The sequence below is a fragment of the Bryobacter aggregatus MPL3 genome (genome assembly GCF_000702445.1).
GTDB classification, from domain to species: Bacteria; Acidobacteriota; Terriglobia; order Bryobacterales; family Bryobacteraceae; genus Bryobacter; species Bryobacter aggregatus.
In genome coordinates this window covers 3,619,126-3,642,732 of record NZ_JNIF01000003.1, presented here as the reverse complement: position 1 = coordinate 3,642,732, position 23,607 = coordinate 3,619,126, and the positions used below count along the sequence as shown (strand labels likewise).

The following is a 23,607-nucleotide window of genomic DNA, read 5'->3' as shown; positions in this document are numbered from 1 at the left end:
TATCAGGTTATCGAACTTCCCACACATGGTAGATTGTTTTCGCATCATGTACGAACCCGGTCTTCTGGCAAAGATTGTTTTTGCGCTGCTCCTCGCCGCAAGCCTCGGCGGCTTCCTTTGGCGTCTCTGGCCCATCCTCGGCCGCATTCGCGATTCCAAACCGGAGCCTGGATACGCGCTCACCAATCTCCCGCACCGATTCTGGTTATTCTTCTGGGAAGTACTGCTGCAGTCAAAGGTGATCGCCCAGCGTCCGCTGCCTGGCATCGCGCACGCCCTGGTCTTCTGGGGATTTCTCGCCTTTTCGCTTGTCACCCTGGACCACGCCGCACGCGGCTTTGGCGTTCCGTTCCTCTCGCACGGCGCCAGATTTTCGCGCTTCTATCTTGGCTTTGCCGCCCTGTTTGCAGTTGCCACCGCGATTGGCATCACCGGGCTCTTCATCCGCCGTTTTGTCGTGCGCCCCAAGTGGCTGGGAGAGAAGGTCTCGATCGAAAGCGGCTTCATCGCCGGGCTCATCTTCACACTGATGCTCACCTATCTCGTGGACTGGTCGATGGACGGACATTCGGGGGCCATCAACTGGTGGACCCACACGCTCGCGCTGCTGATCTTTCTTCCTCTGATCCCACACACCAAGCATCTGCATCTGGTGCTCAGCCCAGTTGCGATTCTGGCCAAGCGCGAAGGCTTCAGCCACATTCCGCCGCTCGAAGGCGACGAAGATTTTGGACTGGTCAGCGGCAAAGACATCACGCAAGTCTCCGCGCTCCAGGCCTATTCCTGCGTCGAATGTGGCCGCTGTACCGAACACTGCCCTGCCGCGAACACCGGCAAGGAACTGAACCCGAAACAGATCGTCCTCGGGTTGCGGAGCTTTCTCAACGAGAATGGCGCGCAATCGGAAGTGCCGCTCTTCGGCGCGCATCTGTCGCAAAAGGCCGTGTTCCAATGCACCACCTGCGGCGCCTGCGAATTCCAGTGCCCGGTTGGCATCGAACACCTGCCGCTGCTGATCGGCCTGCGCCGAGGCGCCACCAACACAGGATCCTGGGAAGATGACCAGGGCGCCAAACTCTTCCGCAATCTCGAGAAGAACGGCAACCCGCTCGGTCTGCCCGCCTCTGATCGAGACAAGTTCATCACTCGCGCCGCGCTACCGATCTTTGACGGTACCCAGGAGTATTGCCTCTGGCTCGGTTGCATGGGCAGCATGGATGCCCGCGGCCGCGAGATTGTCGAAGCCCTCACCCGCGTGATGCGCCATCTCAATACAACCTTCGGTGTCCTCAAAAAAGAACGCTGCACAGGCGACCCCGCACGCCGCCTCGGAAACGACCTCGCCTTCGGGGAACTGGCCGGCCAGAATCTGAAAACGATGGAACCGTTCCGTGCCGAAGGCAAGCGCTTCAAGCTGATCTCGATCTGTCCCCATTGCGTGCGCACGATCCGTGAGGATTGGAAGGAATTCGGCCCCACGCCCGAAATCGAGCACCATTCGCAGTTCCTGGCTCGCTACGAGTACTTGCTCCCGCCAGCCCCGGAAAAAGACACAGTCGTTTTTCACGACCCCTGCTATCTGGGCCGCTACCAGAACATCTACGAGGAGCCGCGCAAAGTGGCCGCGGCCTCTGCATCGCAACTGCTCGAGGCGCCTCGCAATCACGAACGCAGCTTCTGCTGTGGCGCAGGCGGCGGATTGGCATTCCTCGGCGAAGAAGAAGGGACGCGGGTGAATGAAACACGCGCGAAGGAACTCGCAGAAACAGGAGCAAAAACCATCGGAACCGGTTGCCCCTTCTGCCAAACCATGTTCCAGGCAGCCCTCACACAAATTTCTATGCCCACTCCTGCACTAAAAGACATCGCAGAACTAGCGGCGGCACGGCTCCCCGTGGTAAATTAATTCTTGTATTCGCGTTGTGGACGCGTAGCTCAACTGGCAGAGCAATTGACTCTTAATCAATAGGTTGTAGGTTCGATTCCTACCGCGTTCACCATTCTTCTTCCCCTTCTTTTCGTAACACTCCCCCTCTTCGTTTCCTCTTAAAAACGTCCGCGACAGGCTCGCCTGCGTTCTGCGTCGTGTGACTCATTTCAAAAGAGGATGGCACCATCATGGCCCGCAAGAAGTCTCCCACGGCGAAATCTCCCGACCTGCAAGAGTATGCAAAAAAAAGCGATGAAGGCGCCACACTGACCACAAACCAAGGCACTGTGATTGCTGACAATCAGAACTCACTGAAGCTCGGGGAACGCGGTCCCAGTCTGCTCGAAGACTTCATCCTGCGCGAGAAGATCACTCACTTTGACCATGAGCGCATTCCAGAACGAATCGTCCATGCGCGAGGCTCGGCGGCGCATGGATTTTTTGAAGTCTACGAATCCCAGGAGAAGCTGACCAAGGCCGGTTTCCTCACCGATCCCTCCCGTAGGACTCCAGTATTTGTTCGCTTTTCAACCGTCGCCGGCGGCTCCTCTTCTGCGGACGCGGTGCGAGATGTGCGCGGCTTCGCCGTGAAGTTTTATACCGAGGAAGGCAATTTCGATCTGGTCGGCAACAACATCCCCGTCTTCTTCATCCAGGACGCAATCAAGTTTCCCGATCTCATCCACGCCGTCAAGCAGGAACCCCACCACGGCATGCCCCAGGCCGCCTCGGCTCACGACAACTTCTGGGATTTTGTCACCCTGATTCCAGAGTCCACCCATATGCTGCTGTGGGCCATGTCCGACCGCGCCATCCCCCGCAGCTACCGGATGATGCAGGGCTTCGGAATCCACACCTTCCGGCTGGTCAATGGGAAGGGGCATTCCACCTTCGTCAAATTCCATTGGCGTCCCAAGCTCGGCACACACTCACTGATCTGGGACGAGGCCGTCAAGATCAATGGCTGCGATGCCGATTTCCATCGCCGCGACCTGTGGGAGGCAATCGAAGCGGGACAGTATCCCGAATGGGAATTCGGCCTCCAGATTTTCAGCGAAGAGCAGGCCGCGAAATTCCCCTTCGACATCCTGGACGCCACCAAGCTGGTGCCGGAAGAACTGGTCCCTATCACCTACATCGGACGGATGGTGCTCGATCGCAATCCCGATAACTTCTTTGCCGAAACAGAGCAGGTGGCCTTTCATCCCGGTCATGTCGTTCCCGGAATCGATTTCTCCGACGACCCGCTGCTCCAGGGCCGGCTCTTCTCCTATACCGATACCCAACTGATCCGGCTTGGCGGCCCGAATTCGCATCAGATCCCGATCAATCGTGCCGTATGCCCGGTGCACAATCTACAGCGAGACGGACACATGCAGCAGAACATCCCTCAAGGTCGCGTCAACTACGAACCGAACTCGCTGCAAGGCGGTTGCCCAATGCAGAATGCCGTCAAGGGTTTCTCGAGCTTCCCCGAGCCGCAGACCGGCGCCAAGATCCGCGTCCGGCCCGAGAGTTTTGGAGATCACTATTCCCAGGCCACCCTGTTCTGGAAGAGCCAGACGCCCGTCGAGCAAGACCATATCGTGGGGGGATTCCAGTTTGAACTCGCCAAGGTCGAAACGCCAGCCGTGCGCGAGCGCGCGGTCAGCAACCTCAGTCACGTCGATCCAACCTTGGCTGCTCGCGTTGCCGATGCCCTCGGCATTCCGGCGCCAGCCTCATCGAAAGTTGCGAGCGTCCACGCATCGCCAGCCCTCAGCCTGATGCATCTGCCCGGCGAACTAGGCGTGGCCACCCGTAAAGTCGCGATCCTGCTCACACCCGGCGCAGACCTTGCCTTCATCACCAAGGCAAAGGCAGAGATCGAAGCGGCAGGCGCAGTACCGAAAGTCCTCGCTGCCAAGCTCGACCCGAAGTCATCCGTTCCCATCGCCCACACCATTGTGACAACGCCACCCGTGTTGTTTGACGCCGTGATCGTCCCGCCGGGCCCGATTCCCACCGACAGGCTTGCGCTCGACTTCATCCACTGGATGTACCGGCACTTCAAAACGATCGGTGTCGGCGGAGCACCCGGGCCGGTGCTCAAAGCAGCTGGTATTCCGTCCGCGCCCGAAGACGAAGGCATCGTGGAACTAGCACCTGGCACCGTTAAGCTGGACGCATTCCTCACCGCGCTCGGCAAACACCGCCATTGGGGCCGCCCGCTTCTTTAGTGAACGGTGCGCGTCTTGCGATTCATGTAATCGAGCAGCAGATACTCGCCCAGAGTCATCGGCGTCGTAAAGTACGCCTTCCCCTTGCAGAGTTGTGTCACCTGGCGCACGAAGTTCACCAGCGCCGGGTCTGTCGCCAGCATGAAGGTATTGATCAGAATGCCTTGCCGCTTGCAGCGGCTCACTTCCTCCATCGTCTTGCTGATTACCAGCGGATCGAGGCCAAAGGCATTCTTATAGACACGGCCATCATCAAGGGTCAGCGCGCTCGGCTTGCCGTCCGTGATCATGATGATCTGCTTCATGTCTTTCTTTTCCTGGTTCAGAATCCTCTGTGCCAAAATCAGCCCATCGCGCGTGTTCGTGTAATACGGCCCCACCTGCAAACGGGCCAGTTCGCCCATACGAACCTCTTCCGCCGTGTCATGGAATAAGACACAGCGCAGACTATCGCCTGGATACTGGGTCTTAATCAGTTGGGCAAGAGCAAGCGCCACCTTCTTGGCCGGCGTAAAACGATCCTCGCCATAGAGAATCATGCTGTGGCTGCAATCGAGCATCAGAACCGTGGCACAAGAACTCTGGTACTCACTCTGGTGGACCTGCAAATCGGAATACTCCAGTTCAAGTGGCGAACCGAGTCCCTGGCGGCCGAGCGCCGACGCAAGCGTTTCCGTGATGTCGAGATTCATCGTGTCGCCAAACTCATAAGGCTTCACGCCACCACTGGCTTCGATCCCCGTCGAAAGATCTTTGGTATCGTGAGCGCCAAAACTCGATCGTCCCAGGCTTCCCAGCAGGTCTTTCAACGTTTTGAAGCCGAGAAAGTCGACGCTCTTGTCCGTTGGTTCAACAGACATCTCCATCTCGCCTTCGCCGCTCTGTCCAAGTTGCCCGCCCTGATTCACATAGCCGTCTTCGACAAGCTGCTGTGCATACTGGCTCAGCAGCTTCTCTAGCTCTTCCGGTTCCATCCCTTCGAGCAGTTCCCGAATCTGCCGGGCCCGCTCTTCGTCCTCGAACATCCGGCCATCGAGAAGGGCTTGCAGAATGGCATTCTTCAGCCCTTCCCAGCTCTGTTTCGCTTCCGAGTTCGGGCTCCACCAATCCTGAAAACCGCTGTCGAGAAAGAAGTCGCCGAGGGCGCGCATCAGATCCTCAGACGAGATGCCGAGGTCTTCGCCGGTGTACTTCGAATAGCGAATCCGTCGCATAGTGCCTCTTTTTTTACTGGAAGTTCTGTTTCCGCCGCTCGGCCCGTTTGCCGTCCTCTTGCGCCTCTCCGGGGCCTGGCTCACGGCGGCGCTCTCCGCCAACGAAAGATTGCTCTTCGTTGCGGCTGATGCGGCGATGCGCGTAGAGGCCTTCGAGAATGAACTCGGCTGCTGCCGCTCGCTTTGCGTCCGATTCCCTCACGCCCAATCCCAACTTCGCCGTTTTCTCCATCAGACCATTGATCTGATTGAGTTCCGCCATCAGTTCGCTGGCCGTCGCCAGTTCGGGCAGATGGAGCGAGCCGCCCAGATCAAACCACTGCACCACCTGCTTCAGATTCTCGCCCTCCAGCAGCCGCGAGTAGGCCAGCGCCAACGCTTGCCGGATGAGGTCGCGCGCCACGGCATCGCTCCCCTTCAGTTCGCCCTCATATTCCAGTTCGAGCTTGCCTGTAATCGACGGGAGCGCCGCATAGAGGTCGAGGATGCGGGGCACAGCTTCATGGTCACCACTCAGAGCCGCACGCCGCTCAGCGTTTGAGACCACGTTCTCGATTACTGAGATCGGTAAGCGCTGCGAAACACCACTACGTTGGTCGATGCGTTTGTCGTCACGGGCGAGAAACGCAATCTGCTCGACAATCTCATGCAGATAGGCCGGGACTTCGGTCCGCGCGCCCCCTTCCCGTATGACCCAGGCTTCCTGCTTCGTAATCTCGACGCCGCGCTCGAGCGAAAGCGGATAGTGGGTCCGGATCTCGCTGCCAATGCGATCCTTCAGCGGGGTGATGATCTTGCCGCGCGCCGTATAGTCCTCGGGATTTGCGGTGAAAACCAGCAGCACATCCAATTCCAACCGCACCGGGTAGCCCTTGATCTGCACATCCCCCTCTTGCAGGATGTTGAACAGCCCCACCTGGATCTTGCCCGCCAGATCGGGCAACTCGTTCACCGCAAAGATGCCGCGATTCGCTCGCGGCAGCAAGCCATAGTGAATATTCTCTTCGTCCGCAATCTCAGAACCCCGCTTGGCCGCTTTGATCGGGTCGATGTCGCCAAACATGTCGGCGATGGTCACGTCAGGGGTGGCCAGCTTTTCGACATAGCGTTGCCCCCGGGAGAGCCAGGAGATTGGAGTCGCATCCCCCTTCTCTTCGAGGATCCGCTTCCCAAACTTCGTCAGTGGCCGGAAAGGATTGTCTCGAATTTCACTGCCTGTGATATAAGGCACATATTCATCCAAAAGGCTGGTCAACATCCGGATGAGCCGCGTTTTCGCCTGCCCCCGGAGCCCTAGCAGAATGAAATTGTGCTTGCTCAGAACGGCATTGACCACCTGCGGGACAACCGTGTCCTGATACCCCATCACGCCGGGAAAAAGGTCGCCGCCCTCCCGCAATTTGCGCAATAAATTGGTTCGAATCTCGTCCTTAACCGTTTTCGCTCCTGCCCCCCATTCGCTATTTTTCAATTCGCCATACGTTGCCGGAAGAGTCATCGTTTTGGACTTCAACATGTTAAACCCTAAGCTTAGCGTGCTACCTTTCTTTCAATTGGATGTCGCGAGAACTCTCTGGGACTGAATATCAAAGATACTGGCGTCGATTGCAGCAGATCGGCCTCAACGCATATGAGTCCCGCTCTTATTTGGTGCTGCTGGGCCACACTCGTTTCAAAGCTTTAGAACTTGCCGCCCGGGCGCAGGTCCCAAGGCAGAAAATCTATGAGGTGCTCGACTCGCTGGTCGAGAAAGGCTTCGCCCATGTGGTTCAGGAACGTACCAAGCTGTTCAGCGCGGTCGAACCCACCCTGGCCCTGCGCGGCTATTTGAATCGGCGCGAGGAATCGCTCAAGCAGGAAATCGAAGAACAGTCCCGCAATGCGGTGGAACTGGCCGACGAACTCAGCAAGACCTACGCTCCCGCCGACGGCGCGCGCGGCAATCTCGACTACCTGCGCATCGTCTCCGATCCCAGCCAGACCGCCAAGCACTATCGCCTGATGCTCCAGAACGTGAAAACGGAGTACATCGAGTTCTCCCGGCCGCCCTATGCAGTGGATCCGCTCGACGAGCGGCTGGTGCGCCAGGCCATCGAGCGCGGGGTCAAATGCCGCCTCCTCATTGAACAAGGCACCCTCGATGCCACCCATCGCAAGCGCTTGGAGGAGTACGCCGAAGCGGGTGTCGAAGTCCGCGAATCCGAGAAGCTGCCCATGAAGCTCGCCGTCTTCGACAACAGCGTCGGGCTGGTTGCCCTCCTCGATCCGGTCCTCACCCGCCCCACCTGGACCGCCGTCGTCTTTGAGCATCCTGGCTTTGCCGAAGCCATGCACGCGCTCTTCCACAACCATTGGAAAAGCGCGCGCAAGTTGGATTAGTCAACTACCAGACCTTACACTGCTTCTCCACGGGCCGCACCATGAAGTCGCCGGGCTTGCACTGGAAGGCTTCGTGGAATTCCGGCATATTTTGCAAAGTGCCGATGGCGCGCCAGCGGGCAATCGGATGCGGATCGTTCGTCAGACGCAGCCGCAGATTCTCCGGACGCAACTGCGTTGCCCAGACACGCGCAAAGGCGAGAAAGAAACGCTGCTCTCCGGTATACCCATCGATCACAGGAGAAGGCTTGCCGTGTAAGGTCTTCTTGTAGGCCTTGTAGGCGATCTTCAAGCCGCCCAGATCGCCCATCGCTTCTCCGACAACGAATTTGCCCTTGTGACGCAAATTGTCACCAAGATCGAGAGAATCGAACTCCTCGATCACGCAGGCCGCGCGCGCGTCAAACTCCTTGCGATCCGCATCGGTCCACCAGTTCTGCAGGTTGCCATTGGCCGCGAACTTGGAGCCCTGATCATCGAAGCCATGGCCCATTTCATGTCCGATCACCGCGCCAGCCGCACCATAGTTTGCGGCATCGTCAGCAGCAAGATCGAAAATCGGCGGCTGGAGAATTCCTGCCGGGAACGCGATCTCATTCTGCGTTGGATTGTAATAGGCGTTCACCGTCGGCGGAGTCATTCCCCAATCATTGCGATCTCGTGCTTTGCCAACCTTCGACAACGCATAGGCGCGGGAGGCGATTTGCGCAGCGCGCAGACTTCCGAAAAAGTCCGCACGGGAAATACTCACACTCGAATAGTCCCGCCACCGGTCCGGATAGCCAATCTTGGGACGAAAGGCTTCGAGCTTTGCCACGGCGCTCTTCTTTGTCTCGGGGCTCATCCATTTGGAGTTTGCGAGTTCGTCCTTGAGAGTCGCACGCAGATTCTCCACCAAATCGAGCATGCGCTGCTTTGCCGCTGGTGGAAAATGCTTTTTCACAAACAGCTCCCCAAGTGCATCGCCCATTGAGGTATCGATCACCGCAGTGCAAGTCTTCCATCTGGGCTCCGCCTCTTTCAGGCCCGAGAGCAGACGGCCACTAAAGTAGAAGCTCTCCTCCGCGTAAGCCTTGGACAAATTTGGAGCCGCCTGGCTCACCGTTTTCCAGCGCAGCCACAAGCGCCAGGTCTCGCTCGGCGTCGACTGCATCAACTTTTCCAGCACCTTCTGATACTCGGGCTGCGCCACCACCAGGAGCGTATCTTCGGGAATGTGCATCAGGGCCAGCACTCCCCTCCAGTCCATGCCCGGTGTCAGTTCGCTGAGTCCTTTCACTCCCATCGGATGATAAGTGGCGTAAGGATCGCGCAACGCGATATTGGTCAACTGCGGCTGCGCCAATTGGGTTTCGAATTCGAGGATCTTCTTTGCAGCTGCAATACCGTCGCCATCCTGCCCCAGCAGCGCCAGCATCCGCGCCGCATGCTGCACAAACTCTTCGCGAATCCTGGTGGTGCGGGCGTCCTGCTCGAAGTAGTAGTCCCGTGTGGGCAGAGACAAGCCGGATGGGCCTACGTAGACACCAGTCACCTCCGTGTTCTTCAGGTCCTGGCGGGGCGCAATTCCAAAGGGACCGCCTCCGAGTTCGGCTTGTTGTTCTTTGAAGTAAGAGGCAAGACTGGCAGCGTCTTCGATCTTGTTGATTTTCGCCAACTGAGAGCGCAAAGGAGAAGCGCCCAGCTTTTCAATCTGCTCCGTGTCCATACAGGCCCGGTAAAGATCCCCGATCTTTTTGCCGCTCCCCGTAGATGTAACTCCGTCCGCCGCTTCATCGAGCAGAACCTTGAGGCGTTCCCGATTCTGATCGGCCATCGCCGCAACCGGGCCCCAGCCTGCTTGTGAGGGCGGAATCGGATTGCTCTCCATCCACTTCCCGCTCGCGTAACGCCAGAAATCCTCGCAGGGCTGACAGGTCTTGTCGATTCCCAAAATGTCGATTCCGCTCTTTTTCTGTGCCGATAAAATGAAAGTCGCGGACAGCAAAGCGCCCGCGACCGACAGACATTTCAAAACTCTCACACCCACAGTCAAGCACATTCAAAACGGCTTGGCGGGCAGAGCCAATGGCTAGACCCGCGCATCACGCAGGAGCGTGAAGGTCAGCACACTCTCACTGGGAATCTTCACCTTCTGGCCCTTGGTAAAGATCTGGCTGCCAGCACCCGCAGCGCCACCAGCACCGGCCCCGATTGCCGCCCCCTTGCCGCCACCGGCGATAGCACCGATCACGGCCCCCAGACCAGCACCCACGCCCGTCTTGACCGCCGTATTCTTACCCTGGCTTCCGCTCACGCGAGTCACTTCCCCGCTTTCCACCGGAATCGTCCGATTCCCCACTCGCAATTCCGTCAACACGACACCCAACTGCGTCGATCCTTTAAACTTGCCACTCTTATCGAGATTCACCAATCGGACCGTGGCGGCCGATCCACGGGTAACTAATACCCGGCCATTCACACGAACGTCTTCTGCGACACTCGCCGTGAAGTTCTGTCCTTCTTCGGCTTTCGACGAATCGATCGTGTCGTTAATCCGCACTTGAATCGCCGTGGCCGATGGAATTCGTTGGCCAAAAGCGGCCACGCCTAAACAAATCATCATCAATACGCTTTTCATCGGTGATTCTCCTCTATTACTAGACTTTCAAAGAATAGGATCGTTTCAGATTCTACCGCTTCCTTCCGTCCTCCAACTGTGATAACTCCTAGCCAGTCCCTGTAAGGAGGGGATTCTGACCATGCGGGTGTATCCAACGTCTGACATCAGAAACGTCGCGCTGGCTGGACATGCACATGCGGGCAAAACTATGCTCGCAAGCGCCATGCTCTTTGCGAGTGGTGCCACCAGCCGGCTCCTGCGTACCGAAGATGGCGCAACCATCACCGATTTCGATGAAGAAGAGATCTCACGGAAGCACAGCATCTCTACCGGAATTGCGGCTTTCGAGTTCTCACGCAAGAAGATCAATCTTCTCGACACTCCTGGCCTCAACACCTTTATTCATGATGCCCGCCTGTGCCTCCCCGCCGCCGACGCCATGCTCATCGTGGTCGATGGCGCTTGTGGGGTGCAAGTGCAAACAGAAAAGGCCTGGGATGCGGCGCAGGAATTTCATTTGCCTGTCGTCTTCGTCGTCACTAAGCTCGATCACGAGCGCACTAACTTTACCGCCATTGTCGATAGCATCCGGGAGCGCTTCGGCCGGCGCTGCTGCAGTCTCGAATCGAAAGAAGAGCTCGTCGAAATGATCGCCGAGGACGACGATGAGCTGATGCAGGAGTTCTTTGAGCAAGGCCATCTCTCCGCGGAGCACCTCTCCAGTGGCCTCAAAAAGGAGTTGATTGATCGCAAAGTCTTCCCCATCCTCGGGGTCAGCGCCTATACAGACCTCGGTGTTCGCGACCTGCTGAACTTCATTACAGAATCCCTGCCCTGCCCCACAGACCGCATGGCGCTCAACCCCAAAGGCCCTCCCGGGGTCTTCGTATTCAAGACTCTGGCCGACGCCTTTGCCGGTCGCGTCAGCTACTTCAAAGTCATGTCCGGCTCGTTGCGCAACGATGGCCATCTCATGAATGCGCGCACCCACCACGATGAACGCTTTGCCCACCTCAGCACCCCCTTCGGGAAGCAAGCCAATGAAATTCCAGAGCTTGCCACCGGCGACATCGGTGTCGTCTCGAAGCTCAAAGAGACTCTAACCGGCGATTCCCTCTCCGATAAGTCCAAACTCCAAAGCTGGCCCGCTGTCCCCACGCACGAGCCGGCGATGGCCTTCGCCATTGTGGCCAAGACCCGCAACGACGAAGACCGTCTCTCCGTCGCCATGCACAAAGTGCTCGAAGAAGACCCCACCCTTCGTTTCTATCGCGATCCCCACACCAAAGAATTTCTGCTTGCCGGCAACAGCCAGCAACACATCGAAGCCATCGTCGCCCGCTTGCGCAAACGTTACAACGTCGATGTCGAGTTGCGCTCGCCGAAGATTCCCTACCTCGAAACCGTGCGCGGCATGGCCGATGTCCAGGGCCGCCATAAGAAACAAAGCGGCGGACATGGCCAGTTCGGCGACTGCAAGATTAAAGTCGAACCCCTCGCCCGTGGCCAGCACTTCGAGTTTCACAACGCGACCTTCGGCGGCTCCGTCCCGAAGCAATATGTACCGGCCATCGAGAAGGGCATCCAGGAGGCCGCCGCTCACGGCTGGCTGGCCGGCTATCCGATGGTCGACTTCAAAGTGACGCTCTATGACGGCAGCTATCACGACGTCGATTCCAACGAAATGAGCTTCAAAATGGCCGGGCGCAAGGCCTTCAAGGCGGCCATGGAACTCGCAAAGCCAGCCCTGCTCGAACCGATCATGAAAGTGGAGACCTATACGCCAGTCGAGTATGCGGGTGATCTGCTGGGCGACTTCACCAGCCGGCGGGGGCGGGTGAGCGGCATGGAAGTCAATGCGGGAACGCAAATGATTCGCGCCATGGTGCCAATGGCTGAGATGTTGAGCTATCAGAATGACCTCACCGCCATGACCCAGGGGCGCGCCACCTTCGTCATGGAACTCGACCACTACGATTACGTCCCACAGCCGCAGGCCGAAAAGATCATCGCAGCGGCCAATCACACCCAGATGTCCGACGAAGATTGATGCGAGAGGGGCCAGCATGGCCCCATCGTGATAAGCTCCCAGGTACTCCCCGCTTTTGCATGCGTCGTAGTATCCGGTTCGTTCTACTCACACTGACTGTTATTTTTTTCGCAGCCCAACTCAAACAGCCTGATTTGTCCAATCCGAAGGGACACAACTTCAAGGCTCCCCGGGCCGTGGAAGATTCGCTGCGCCGCGCCTGCTTCGATTGCCACTCCCACAAGACTGTATGGCCCTGGTACTCGCAAATTTCGCCGGTTTCCTGGTTTGTCTCAAAGCACATCGTCGAGGCTCGCAAGCGCTTGAATTTCTCCCGCTGGACCAACGACCCCGAGGAAGCGGCAAATACCCTCGGTGAGGCCTGCGACCAGATGCGGGCCGGACAAATGCCCCCGAAATCCTATACGGCGATGCACCCCGAAGCCGAACTGAGCAAAGCCGAGGTGGACGCCTTCTGCAAGTGGGCCATCAACGGGCAGTGATCATGCTAAGATTGCAACAGGTAGACGTGGGCCGCAGCCCCTGCGGCCCATTCTCTTGTCTGCTCAAACCACAAGGATTATACTTCGATGCCGAAGCTTAAAACCCATAAGGGCGCCGCGAAGCGCTTCAAGAAGACTGCCTCCGGCAAGTTTACTCGTGGCAAGGCTTATGCCCGCCACCTCTTCGCTGGTAAGTCCAACGCAAACAAGCGCCGGCTTGGCGAGGGCGGAATGGTCTCTTCCGCCAACCACCAAGCTGTTTCCGACATGCTTCCTTACGCCTAACGGCGTCTGGACTCGCATTTCGCACCCGGTGTGAGCGGCGCATTGCACGTGCCCGCAAACCCGCATCCTGAACAAAAACTTTTAAGGAGTTAAAACGTGCCTAGAGCAAAACGCGGTACTGGCAGACGCGATTACCGCCACAAAACGATGAAGCTAGCCGAAGGCTACTTCCTCACGAAATCAAAACTCAACCGCTCCGCCCAGGAAGCAGTCGAAAAGGCCCTGAAGTACGGCTACGTCGGTCGTCGTCGCAAAAAGCGTGACTTCCGCAGCCTCTGGATCGTTCGTATCAACGCCGCCTGCAAAGAAAACGGCGTCAGCTACTCGCGATTCATGGACGGCCTCAAGAAGGCTGGCATCGACCTCAACCGCAAGGTTCTGTCCGACATCGCCACCCTCGACATCGCCGCCTTCAAGGTGCTCATCGAGAAGGCCAAAGCGGCCCTCCCTTCCGGCACTCCGCTGCCCAAGACGGTGGAAGCATAAGCGTTCCCATATGGTAGAAGACTTGCTCGAAGATCAGGAATCCGACCTTCTCTCTCAACTGGAAGACAGGGTCGTGAAGGCTCTCGAAGCCGTCGCCGTTCTCCGTAAGGAGAAGGCAGCGTTGCAAACGGAAGTGGACAAACTGAACGCGGAACTCTCCGCCGCCAAGTCCAAAAACAAGCAAGCCGCGTCGCGGATTTCCAAGCTGCTCGATCAGATGGAATTCCCTGACGTCGATTAGTCCGAAGGCTCACCATTGTCCAACCCGGTTCACGTAACCATTTACGGACAACACTTCACCGTTGTTACGGGCGAAGAACCGGAACGCGTTGAGGCTCTCGCTACTCATGTTGATAGCCTCATGCGTGATATTGCCAGTCGTGGCGTGGTCGATTCCAACCGCGCCGCGATGCTGGCTTGTCTCCACCTCGCCGATCAAGTCCAATCCCTCCAAGCCCAACTGGCCGTCCACGTCGAAGCTGTCAAAGCCCAACCCGTGCAACGGCAGAAGTTGAACGACCTCCTGCAACTCCTGGATGACGAGCTAAAATAGCGGCAAATGCCGCTTCTGGCTTTGCTTGTTCTCGCGTTCTCCCTTCAGGCCCAACCCTTCCTTTCCCAGGTCCAGCACGATTTCGCCGATTCCCACGGCGTCAGAATCCATTACGCCACCTACGGCAAGCCCAGCAACCCACTCATTCTGATGGTCCACGGCTTCCCCGACTTCTGGTACACCTGGCGCGACCAGATGCAGGTGCTGGGCAACAGTGGCTATTACTGCGCGGCCATGGATTTGCGCGGCTACAATCTGTCCGGCCAGCCCACCGGCGCGGAAAACTATGACATGCGGCTGCTCCTCGGCGATCTCGTTGCCGTCATCCGCAAACTTGGCCGTGAGAAGGCGATCGTCATGGCTCACGATTGGGGCGGCGCCATCGCCTGGCAACTCGCGCTCCATGCACCGCAATACGTCGACAAGCTCATCATCCTCAACCTGCCCCACCCGAACGGCTTTCATCGCGAACTGGCCAACAATCCCGACCAGCAGAAAGCTAGTGAATATGCCCGCAAGTTCCAACAGCCCGATTCGCAGCTCCAATTGAAGGCCGCCGCGCTCGCGGGCTGGGTCAAAGACCCCGAGGCGCGCAAGCTCTATGTCGAGGCCCTCAAACGCTCGAGCCTCGCTGGGATGATGGCCTATTACCAACGCAACTATCCGAAGCCGCCCTACCAGGCGACCCTCAATCCAACACGGCTCACTATGCCGGTACTGGAAATTCACGGCCTCAAAGACACCGCCCTCCTCGCCAGCGCCTTGAATGGCACCTGGGACTGGATCGACGACTTCACCCTCGTCACCATCCCCGAGGCGGGCCACTTCGTACAACAGGACGCAACCGGCAAGGTGTCGCAGAGCGTCAAAATGTGGTTAGGGAGAGAAAAATGAAACGTATCGCACTCCTCGCCATTCTGGCGTTACCCTTGGCTGCTGGCGAAAAAGAGAAGAAGCCCGAAAAGCTGGACCCGCCACGCGTCGCCAGTTCCCACGGAGCCAGCGATCGCATGGAGATCCTCGCCACCGTCCACGCCAACAAGTCAGCGGTCAAGGAACTGCTCGGCGACGACATCCACGGCTATGTCATGGTGGTCGAGATCACGATCAAGCCGCGCGTCGAGGAAGGCGTCAAAATCGATCGCGACGATTTCCAGCTCCTCACCACCGACGACGGCCAGAAGACGCGGCCTTTTGCTCCAGCGCAACTACTGGGCACCGGCGGGCTGGTGATTCGCTCGCAACGCGGACCCACTTCGGGCGCCATGGGGCAAAACAACGGCTCGGTCTGGAGCGGTCCTGTCGGCAACGGACGTCCGATGCGGCTCCCTGGCAATGGCGGCTCCATCGGCAACCCCACCACCCAGATTGAAACGCCCAACGCCGAGGAACGCGACGGCTCCAAGGACAAAAAAGATCCGATGCAGAAGGTTCTCGAAGAAAAGGAGCTGCCCGCCAAGGAAATGACAGAAGTCACCAAGGGTCTGCTCTATTTCCCCATCGACGGCAAGCACAAGACCAAGAACATCACCCTTCTCTACCGTGGCCTCGGCGGTCGCATCGACATTGAGTTCAAATAGAAGTTCGTGAATATTTTCGAACTCGATACTCCGGCACTCGTCGTCGATCTCGACGTCATGGAAGCGAATCTGCAGCGCATGGCAGATTACACGCAGTCGCACCATCTCCGCCTGCGGCCGCACACCAAGACGCACAAGAGCCCGCTGCTCGCCAAACGGCAACTGGAACTCGGAGCGGTTGGGCTCACCGTCGCCAAATCAGGCGAAGCGGAAGTGATGCTCGCGGCACAGCCGAAGGATCTGCTGCTCGCCTACCCCACCTTCGGCGCCGCCAAAATGCAGCGCTTGGCCGCCGTCGCCAAACAAAGCCAATTGACCGTGGCGCTCGATTCGCTCGAAGCCGCCCAAGGCCTCAGCGATGCAGGCATCGCCGCAAAAATCCTGGTCGAATTCGATGCCGGCATGGGCCGCGTTGGCGTCAAGCCCGATGAGTTGATACCGCTGATCCAATCCATTCAGAAACTGCCGCACGTCGAATACGACGGGCTCGCCTTCTATCCGGGCCACATCAAGGATCTCAGCGAAGACGGACTGGCAAAGCTGCGCACGCTGAACGACGTAGTGGGTTCCACGGTCGAGAGACTCACTCAGGCTGGCTATAGGCCCCGCGTCGTCTCCGGTGGTTCCACCCCCACGATGTACCACTCCCACAAGATCGAAGGCCTGAACGAAATTCGTCCGGGCACCTACATCTTCAACGACCGCAACACCATCAACTCTGACGCCTGCACTCTCGAGCAATGCGCCGCCACCATCGTCGCCACCGTCGTCTCCACCTCGCAGCCCGGCCAGATCCTCATCGATGGCGGCTCGAAGACCTTCTCCTCGGATCGATTGAACAACGACACCGGCGTCAGCTTCGGCATGGTGCTCGGCGCCCCCGGCGCGCACTTCCACAAGATGAACGAAGAGCATGGCTTCATCGACGTCACCCAATGCGACCGCAAGTTCCACGTCGGCGAGAAGTTACAAATCCTGATGAACCACGTCTGTGTCGTCATGAACCTGCACGAACAAGCTCATGGCCACCGGAACGGAATCGTCGAAACCAGTTGGCCCATCGCCGCCCGGGGAAAGCTGTTGTAAATCATGAAAGGCGTGCGCGAGCCTGGCATCACCGCTCTGGCCGTCCTGCTGCTTGGGTTCAGTGTCGGCTCCGCCACGCTGCTCTTTAGCGTCTTCGACGCACTGCTCCTGCGCCCGCTGCCCGTTCCCCACCCCGAACAACTTGTTCGCCTCACGCTCACCCGCCCGCAAGTGGGCCAGCGCAGCGACTTCCCGGAGCCCGTCCTCCAAGCCTTCCTCACTCATGCCAGGTCCTTCGCCAGCATCGGCGCGCTCCGCGAACTGAGCAGCGCCCTGCGTGATGGTGAACGCGTCGATCGCGTCCGTCCCGCCCTCGCCTCACCCGGATTTTTCGATACCTTTGGCATCGCCGAAAATCTCCGCCCCACCGACGGCACCGTTGTTCTGTCCCACGCCTTCGCCGCACGGCACCCTCTTCCCATTGGCAAGAAGATCCTCCTCGCCGGCCAACCCTTCACCGTCGCCGCCATCCTTCCCGAAGGTTTCAACGGAGCGCAAGTCGAAACAGGCGCCGACCTCTACCTCAACCTCTCCGCCTTCACCACACTCTTCCCAGCCCCGAAACAGCGAGAGGACAACCGCTTCTTCGAGATCACAGCCCGCCTCGCGCCCGGCGTCTCCCTCCAGGCCGCCAATCAGGAAGCGCTGCAGATCTACCAGGCCGCCTCGCCTCCTGAAACCAATCCCTACATGGTCAATGGCGACTTCTCACTGGTCCCGATCGAGCGCGGCGCCTCGCGGCTGCGTGAGCAATCCGGCCCCGCGCTTGGCTTCGCCATGGCCGCCGTCGGGCTCCTCTTGTTGATGGCTGTCGCCAACATCTCTTCGATCCTGCTGGCCCGCTTTGCCGCACGCAACGAAGAGTTCGCCATCCGCCGCGCACTCGGAGCCCCAACGCTCAGCCTCATCCGCATCGCACTTGCCGAAGCGATGCTCATCACGCTCTCGGCCGGGCTCGTCGCAACAGGCATCATCCTCCTCGGCATCCCGCTGCTCCAACGCGCCCTGCCACCCATCCGGACCCTCGACACCAGCCTCGTCCCCACCACCCTGCTGCTCCAAACCGACTGGCGTCTGGTCAGCTTTGCGATGGGCATCTGCGCGCTCGCCGCCATCCTCATCGCCGTCTCCCCCGCCCTGCGCGCCACCTCCACCCATCTCCACCAATCCCTGCGCAGCACCCGCGGCAGCAGCGCGATCCGCGGCCGTTCGGCGCTCATCGCCTTTGAAGTCGCCATCGCCACCCTGCTCGCCATTGCCGCCGCACTCACATTCCAAACCCTCCTCCGCCTCCGCACCCTCCACCCCGGCTTCAGCGCCTCGCAAGTCCTCACCCTCACCATCGACCCGACGCTCCAGTTCCCACCCAACCCAGGCCTCGGTGGCGCCATCCAGCAATGGCAAGCCGCCATCGAATCGCTGCCCGGCGTCGACTCTGTCGCCTTCACCGGTCTCCGCATCCTCCGCGGCTCGGGCGTGAAAACCACCTACGCGCTCCCAGGCCAGGTGATTCCGCCCTCCGGAAGAATGAACACCAGCATGCACGGCGTCAGTCTGAACTATTTCCGCACCATGGGCATCGAAAAAATAGAAGGCCGGCTCTTCACAGAGGCTGACTACCATCCCGGCACGTCCCGCCGCATCATCGTCAATCAAGCCTTCGCCCGCTTCTTCTTTCCCAACACCTCGGCTGTCGGCAAACTGGTTCGCTCGGGCGCAAGCGACAGCCCGCCCGACCAGATCATCGGCATCGTCTCAGACGCAAAGTACCGCACACTTCGCGAACCCATCCCGCCCACCGTCTACTCCGCCTGGACGCCCAGCGAACACGCCCGCCTCGCCCTGCTCGTCCGGAGCAAAATGAACCCAAGCACGCTGATCGAGCCTATCCGCCAAACCATCGAACGCCTGTCTCCCGGCATGCCGATTCAAGATCCCGCGACGCTTGCCGCCGACATCGAAGCGTCGCTTTCGACAGAAATCCTACTCGCCAACTTATCGATTGCCTTTGCGCTCCTCTCGCTGTTCATCGCCGGGGCCGGCCTCTACGCGCTGCTCGCCTATCTGGTGATCCTGCGCCGGCGCGAAATCGGCATCCGCCTCGCCATCGGCGCCCCACGGCCCTCGGTCGCAGCGCTCCTCCTCGAACAGGCCACCAAGCCGGTGCTCTGCGGCATCGCCGCTGCGTGCCTGATCGCCATCGCGATGGGCCCCTGGCTGAATACGGTGCTGTTTGAGGTGTCCGCGCGCGATCCTGAACTTCTCGCCGGAACAGGCGCACTCGTCTTGCTGGTTGCATTGGCGGCCGCGGCACTGCCCTCCATCGCCGCCACCCGGGTGAATCCTGCCTCTGCTCTGCGCAACGAATAAGCAAACTGTGCTTTCCTAATGGCATGCCCGAACGCCGCAACTTTCTGATGGCACTCTCCGCCCTTGGAGTCGATGCCACTGCTGCCGAGACCGCCGACGAGAAGACCATCTACATCCCTGGCAAGCAACTCGAAAGCGACCGCGCCACCATCCTCAACTTCATCGAGGAGTTCACCTTCGCCATGCTCGTCACGGCCAAGGGCGGCGTCCACATCACCAATGTCCCCACTCTCTTTGACCGCGCGGCGGAAGGCTGGGGCAAGGTCTGGTGGCATATCGCCAAGGGCAACGAGCAGAACCAGGTCTTCGACGGCGACACTGAATGTACCGTCGTCTTCCACGGCCCGCATGGCTACATCTCGCCCAACTGGTATGCGACTAAGAATGCGGTTCCCACCTGGAATTTCGCCGTCGTCCACGCCACCGGCAAGCCCAAGCGGATCGATGACGACACAGCCTTTGCGAAGTCTTTAGAGCGGCTGGTCGCCCAGAATGAACGCCACTACGGCGGCGGCGACACCTGGGACTACGCGAAGCTCCCAGACTCCTACCTCAAGGGCATGCGCCAAGGCATCGTCGCCTACCAGATGGAAATCGAGAAAGTGGAAGCGAAATTCAAGCTCGGCCACGAACGCAGCGCCGCCGACCGCGCCGGCGTCCTCGAAGGGCTAAAGTCTGGCCCCAAGGAACGCAATCTGACCGAGTTTACCGAGGCCTACTACGCCAAGATCAAGGCCTGATCAGCGCCCATAGCGCAACAGCAGCATCGTCGCGTCATCATGAGGCTCGGCGTCCCCAACGAATTGCGATACCGCGCCACGCAGCGCATCGTGCAGGCTTTGCAAGGGCAGATGCGCATTCGCCTTCAAGACAGCGGCAATGCGCTCCCGTCCGAAATATTCGTTCGAGGAGTTCTTCGCCTCTTCCACGCCGTCGCTGAACAACACCACGCTGTCCCCGGGCTGTAGATACACCCGGTTCACTTCATAGCTCGCCATCTCCAGCAGCCCCACCGGAAAGCCATCCAGGTCCAGCACTTCCAGGCCCGCTGTCGCGCGCAGAATAAAAGGCCGCGAATGCCCGGCATTCACAAAATCCACTTGCCCCTCCGGACTCACCATGCAGGCAAAGATCGTCGCGTACTTTTCTCCCGCCGTCCGTTCCAGCAAGAAGTGATTCAAGCGCGGCAACCATTCCTCAAGCGCCGCGCCGGAGCTAGCCGCCTCGAGCATCACACCTTGCAGCAGCGACGCCAGTAAGGCCGCTCCAACGCCCTTGCCGGACACATCGGCGACGGCAGCCAGCCACGATCCGTCCGGACGCTTCAACACATCGTAAAAATCGCCGCCCACCTGATGTGTCGGCACCGACGAGCCTACCGCATCGAGAAAACCCTCATGCGGCAACTGCCGCGGCAACAGATTCGCCTGAATCGTCCGCGCCAGCGCCAGTTCCTGATCGAGTTTATGCCGCTTGCGCTCCTGCTCAAGCAACCGCGCATTCTCAAGAATCGTCGACGCCTCGAGCGCCAGCGTCTGTAACAATTCACGATTGCCCTGCTGCGTACTGACCTCAGCAATGCGCGAATCCATATAGATCAGCCCGACGGTATCGTCCATCGTCGCCGCCATCGTCTCTGTCCCGACAGCACCGCGCAGGCTCAGCAGTGGCACACAGAGAACACTCCGCAAATCAAGCCCTTCCAACGAGTTATTAAAGCGTCCCGAGAAATCGGACAACGGATCAAACTGAAAGCTCAGCAGTTCTTTCCGCTCCCGCAACGCACGTTGGATCAGATCGAGAGGCACGGGCAGCTCTTCCACTCCAAGCGCCCTGCCGTTCTGGTCCCGCCCCAGTTCGACAAACAGCTTGCGATCCCGGTCGAGCAAGAGGAAGCCCCGCTCGCAGCCCGTAATCGTCAGCGCCGCCTCAATGACGGTTCCCAAAACGTCTGCCGTCGAGAGCGCGTGCTCCAGACTGCGAGCCACCTCGGTCAGCGCCCGCAGCTTGGACAGGTCGGTTCCATGATTCGCATCAGAGCCGGGGAGACGGCCCATCAAACGCCGGATCTCGGCCTCACTCTTCTCAACAATGATCAGCCGGTAGCCATCCTCAAGCCCGAAGTCGATGACGTCTCCCGTGGCCAGCCGCCGCTCCTTGTTCACCTTCACTTCGTTCACCCGCACACCGTGCAGGCTCTCCAGATCTTCCACCCAGAGTTGCGAACCGCGCTGGTGAATCAGCGCATGCTTGCGAGACACACGGCTATCGCGGAGGATGAGGTGATTGTCGCTTTGCCGCCCCATCGAGAAGGGGTTTTGTTCCAGCGGAACGCGGAGGGAATTACCGCTCGGATTGACTACGGTCAGCTCGTAGGGCACCTTCTGATTCTAAGCGTGACTGACCTTGTGCATCTCTTCCTTCCGGAGAGCCTGGCAATGCGAACAATAACCACCAATTTCCGTGCGGGCGAGTAAGATTTCAAAACCAAAAATCTCTTCGACTTCCCGGCGTAACTTGCTCAGAGGTTCGCCAAAATACTCTTCGACTTTGCCGCAGCGCAAACAAATGATATGCGCATGCTCGCGCTTCATTTTTGTTTCGTAGTAATGCTGATCTCCATCTTTATGCATCAGATCGAGTTCATCGACGAGCCCAGATTGCTTCAACATCTTGAGTGTGCGATAGACGGTTACGCGGTTCAGCTTCGGATCTGTTTCGCGAGCCCGTTGATAAAGGGTCTCGGCATCCAGATGCTGTCCGCTCTTGTCGATGAGATCCAGCAAAACCTGGCGCTGACGTGTGAGTCGAACGCCACGTTCTTTGAGAGAGCGTGTCATTTCCATGGCGAGTTGGTTCCTTTATTCTCACATTATGGACGTGCTCGGCGCATTGCGTGAAAGGATTCTCTCTTTCGCGGCATCTCGTTATGGGAGGCAAATCGCCGAGGACATCGCGCAGGAGGTGCTGCTGGTGTTGCACGAAAAATACAGCCATGTCACAGATCCGGCGCAGCTTGTTCCTCTCGCCCTTCAGATTGCCCGCTTCAAATTGGTTGCCAGTGCCAGAAAAGCCACACGGCGTGGTGAACATCGCACAGTCGATATCATTGAGGAACCAATTCCCGACCCGCAAGTGAATCTGATTCTCGAAGCAGAACAAAATGAACTTTTGGAGCGTCTTCGCCACTGCCTGCCTCTTCTGGGCGAACGTTGCCGGGAAATCTTCCGGCTGAAGCTGGAGGGCCTTAGCTTTCCCGAAATCCAATCCATTCTCGGAGCCGCCAGCATCAATACCGTATATACCTGGGAATCGCGTTGCCGCGAGGACCTCAAGCGCCTCATCGCCCAGCACAGGAGGCCGCAATGAGCGAACAAGAAATACAAGCGCTCCTGAGCGCTTTTGCCGCCGGTACCTTGACCGAGGAACAGCGCTCGCGCCTGATGGAGGCGGCCCTCTCCGATCAGTCGCTCTTCGATGCGCTCATGGAGGAGGAAACGATGCGGGCTGCACTCGAGAGTCCCGCCGTCCGCGAAGAGCTGGCTGGCCTTCTCGCACCCGCACAAATCGCAGCCGACAATGGAGTTACCGATGCCCGGCACAGAGAGATGCAAGCCCTGGCGCCGACGCTGACAAGATTAAGCCCGCCACCTCCACAACCCAAGCGACGCTGGCTCTTGATCGCGCTTGCCGCCTGTCTTGCTGGCGGCATCGCCACCATCGCGCTCTGGCGGCAGCCCAGCCCGCCTACGGAAGTCGCCGTGGCACAATTGCCCCGGCAGGCCCCAGTGCCCCAGCAGACCCCAGCCGTCATCGAGCTCAAGCCCGAGCCGCCCACCTCCAAGCAGCTTGCGAAGAAGAAGGAAATGGTTCTACCTACGCAGCGTGAGAATCCTCCGGCAGCCGTGGCAGATGCACAGATCAAAGTGCATCAACCGGAACGGCGCGCAAATCCTCCGGCAGCCATGTCAGATTCGCAGATCGCCATATCGGCGGCAACGCCAAAAGACAGCTTCATCCGCCAATCGACCGAGGCCTCCGCAGCCGCCCCGGTCCGCCGAAATGATCTGGCCGAGACCCGCGCACGCACCGCGGCCATTGCAAACGGAAAACTAGTCCTCGAGCCCCAGGTCTTCAGCTATACCTACGCCTTCCTGATCGACGGCGCAGAAACCAAACCCATCCCCGCGATCGGATTGCTGCGACCGGAGCGTCACGAATTCGAGATCCCCTCGCATGGCCCAGGTGCCGTCATCTGGGTCTTTCTCACACCCACCCGCGACTCACTCCTCGAAAGAGCCATGGTCGGCGTGCGCCCTCTCCCCACTCGCGACTGGATCAAGCTGCCAATCCCATAAACTCTTAGGGAGC

General features: G+C 59.1%; 22 protein-coding genes and 1 tRNA gene. 17 read left to right on the top strand and 6 right to left on the bottom strand.

What is annotated here, in order from left to right; all coding sequences use genetic code 11:
* Positions 1-46: 46 nt before the first annotated feature.
* The 3 genes from M017_RS0116830 to M017_RS0116820 all read left to right on the top strand — a co-directional run bounded on the left by M017_RS0116830 (position 47) and on the right by M017_RS0116820 (position 4,149).
* Positions 47-1,906 (top strand): heterodisulfide reductase-related iron-sulfur binding cluster, encoded by a 1,860-nt coding sequence (locus M017_RS0116830; RefSeq protein ID WP_031499296.1) that lies wholly within the window; start codon positions 47-49, stop codon positions 1,904-1,906.
* An 18-nt stretch (positions 1,907-1,924) separates the two neighbouring features.
* Positions 1,925-2,000: transfer RNA gene (locus tag M017_RS0116825), tRNA-Lys, on the top strand.
* Between the two features lie 118 nt (positions 2,001-2,118).
* Positions 2,119-4,149 carry a catalase gene (locus M017_RS0116820; RefSeq protein ID WP_051670299.1) on the top strand — a complete coding sequence of 677 codons (2,031 nt, stop codon included), beginning with the start codon at positions 2,119-2,121 and terminating at the stop codon, positions 4,147-4,149.
* Here M017_RS0116820 and M017_RS0116815 read toward each other — a convergent pair.
* Positions 4,146-5,363 (bottom strand): vWA domain-containing protein, encoded by a 1,218-nt coding sequence (locus tag M017_RS0116815; RefSeq protein ID WP_031499294.1) that lies wholly within the window; start codon positions 5,361-5,363, stop codon positions 4,146-4,148. The two genes, M017_RS0116820 and M017_RS0116815, sit on opposite strands and share 4 nt — an antisense overlap.
* 13 nt (positions 5,364-5,376) lie before the next feature.
* The gene (locus tag M017_RS0116810) at positions 5,377-6,879 is read right to left on the bottom strand and encodes a sigma 54-interacting transcriptional regulator (RefSeq protein ID WP_035957848.1); all 1,503 of its coding nucleotides are present in this window, start codon (positions 6,877-6,879) and stop codon (positions 5,377-5,379) included.
* A gap of 89 nt (positions 6,880-6,968) precedes the next feature.
* Between M017_RS0116810 and M017_RS0116805 the strand changes: the two genes are divergently transcribed.
* The gene (locus tag M017_RS0116805; RefSeq protein ID WP_238325932.1) at positions 6,969-7,742 is read left to right on the top strand and encodes a TrmB family transcriptional regulator; all 774 of its coding nucleotides are present in this window, start codon (positions 6,969-6,971) and stop codon (positions 7,740-7,742) included.
* A gap of 4 nt (positions 7,743-7,746) precedes the next feature.
* Here M017_RS0116805 and M017_RS0116800 read toward each other — a convergent pair whose 3' ends face one another.
* Positions 7,747-9,756, bottom strand: a complete 2,010-nt coding sequence (locus M017_RS0116800; protein WP_031499291.1) for a M13 family metallopeptidase — start codon at positions 9,754-9,756, stop codon at positions 7,747-7,749.
* A 57-nt stretch (positions 9,757-9,813) separates the two neighbouring features.
* The gene (locus M017_RS29955) at positions 9,814-10,362 is read right to left on the bottom strand and encodes a YMGG-like glycine zipper-containing protein (RefSeq protein WP_051670295.1); all 549 of its coding nucleotides are present in this window, start codon (positions 10,360-10,362) and stop codon (positions 9,814-9,816) included.
* 121 nt (positions 10,363-10,483) lie between these two features.
* Between M017_RS29955 and M017_RS0116790 the strand changes: the two genes are divergently transcribed.
* The 11 genes from M017_RS0116790 to M017_RS0116740 all read left to right on the top strand — a co-directional run bounded on the left by M017_RS0116790 (position 10,484) and on the right by M017_RS0116740 (position 19,976).
* Complete coding sequence (locus M017_RS0116790; RefSeq protein ID WP_031499289.1) at positions 10,484-12,394, top strand: elongation factor G; 1,911 nt, start codon at positions 10,484-10,486, stop codon at positions 12,392-12,394.
* Positions 12,394-12,876, top strand: coding sequence for a heme-binding domain-containing protein (locus tag M017_RS0116785; protein ID WP_080507877.1), 483 nt, complete (start codon positions 12,394-12,396; stop codon positions 12,874-12,876). The genes M017_RS0116790 and M017_RS0116785 overlap by 1 nt, the downstream gene beginning before the upstream one ends.
* 87 nt (positions 12,877-12,963) lie before the next feature.
* Complete coding sequence (rpmI, locus tag M017_RS0116780; RefSeq protein WP_031499287.1) at positions 12,964-13,161, top strand: 50S ribosomal protein L35; 198 nt, start codon at positions 12,964-12,966, stop codon at positions 13,159-13,161.
* Positions 13,162-13,257: 96 nt separating this feature from the next.
* Complete coding sequence (gene rplT / locus M017_RS0116775; RefSeq protein WP_031499286.1) at positions 13,258-13,647, top strand: 50S ribosomal protein L20; 390 nt, start codon at positions 13,258-13,260, stop codon at positions 13,645-13,647.
* A 10-nt stretch (positions 13,648-13,657) separates the two neighbouring features.
* Complete coding sequence (locus M017_RS0116770) at positions 13,658-13,888, top strand: cell division protein ZapB (protein ID WP_031499285.1); 231 nt, start codon at positions 13,658-13,660, stop codon at positions 13,886-13,888.
* Positions 13,889-13,903: 15 nt separating this feature from the next.
* On the top strand, positions 13,904-14,200 hold the full coding sequence (locus M017_RS28815) for a cell division protein ZapA (protein ID WP_080507875.1): 297 nt from the start codon (positions 13,904-13,906) through the stop codon (positions 14,198-14,200).
* Between the two features lie 6 nt (positions 14,201-14,206).
* Entirely contained in the window at positions 14,207-15,094 is an 888-nt protein-coding gene (locus M017_RS0116760) for an alpha/beta fold hydrolase (protein WP_031499283.1), read from the top strand.
* Positions 15,091-15,780: a hypothetical protein gene (locus tag M017_RS0116755; RefSeq protein WP_031499282.1), complete on the top strand. Its 690-nt coding sequence runs from the start codon at positions 15,091-15,093 to the stop codon at positions 15,778-15,780. Before M017_RS0116760 ends, M017_RS0116755 begins: the two co-directional genes overlap by 4 nt.
* A 6-nt stretch (positions 15,781-15,786) precedes the next feature.
* Positions 15,787-16,866: an alanine racemase gene (locus M017_RS0116750; protein WP_031499281.1), complete on the top strand. Its 1,080-nt coding sequence runs from the start codon at positions 15,787-15,789 to the stop codon at positions 16,864-16,866.
* A gap of 3 nt (positions 16,867-16,869) precedes the next feature.
* On the top strand, positions 16,870-19,236 hold the full coding sequence (locus M017_RS0116745) for an ABC transporter permease (protein ID WP_031499280.1): 2,367 nt from the start codon (positions 16,870-16,872) through the stop codon (positions 19,234-19,236).
* Positions 19,237-19,259: 23 nt separating this feature from the next.
* Complete coding sequence (locus M017_RS0116740; RefSeq protein WP_031499279.1) at positions 19,260-19,976, top strand: FMN-binding negative transcriptional regulator; 717 nt, start codon at positions 19,260-19,262, stop codon at positions 19,974-19,976.
* On the opposite strand, the gene M017_RS0116735 is transcribed toward M017_RS0116740, so the two are convergent.
* Positions 19,977-21,617, bottom strand: a complete 1,641-nt coding sequence (locus M017_RS0116735) for a SpoIIE family protein phosphatase (RefSeq protein ID WP_031499278.1) — start codon at positions 21,615-21,617, stop codon at positions 19,977-19,979. It lies immediately after the preceding gene.
* 9 nt (positions 21,618-21,626) lie between these two features.
* Complete coding sequence (locus tag M017_RS0116730; protein ID WP_051670288.1) at positions 21,627-22,082, bottom strand: Fur family transcriptional regulator; 456 nt, start codon at positions 22,080-22,082, stop codon at positions 21,627-21,629.
* On the opposite strand from M017_RS0116730, the gene M017_RS0116725 reads away from it, so the two are divergent.
* Positions 22,081-22,605, top strand: a complete 525-nt coding sequence (locus M017_RS0116725) for an RNA polymerase sigma factor (RefSeq protein WP_238325930.1) — start codon at positions 22,081-22,083, stop codon at positions 22,603-22,605. The genes M017_RS0116730 and M017_RS0116725 overlap by 2 nt on opposite strands.
* The gene (locus M017_RS0116720; protein WP_031499275.1) at positions 22,602-23,594 is read left to right on the top strand and encodes a hypothetical protein; all 993 of its coding nucleotides are present in this window, start codon (positions 22,602-22,604) and stop codon (positions 23,592-23,594) included. Before M017_RS0116725 ends, M017_RS0116720 begins: the two co-directional genes overlap by 4 nt.
* The last annotated feature ends 13 nt before the right edge of the window (positions 23,595-23,607 follow it).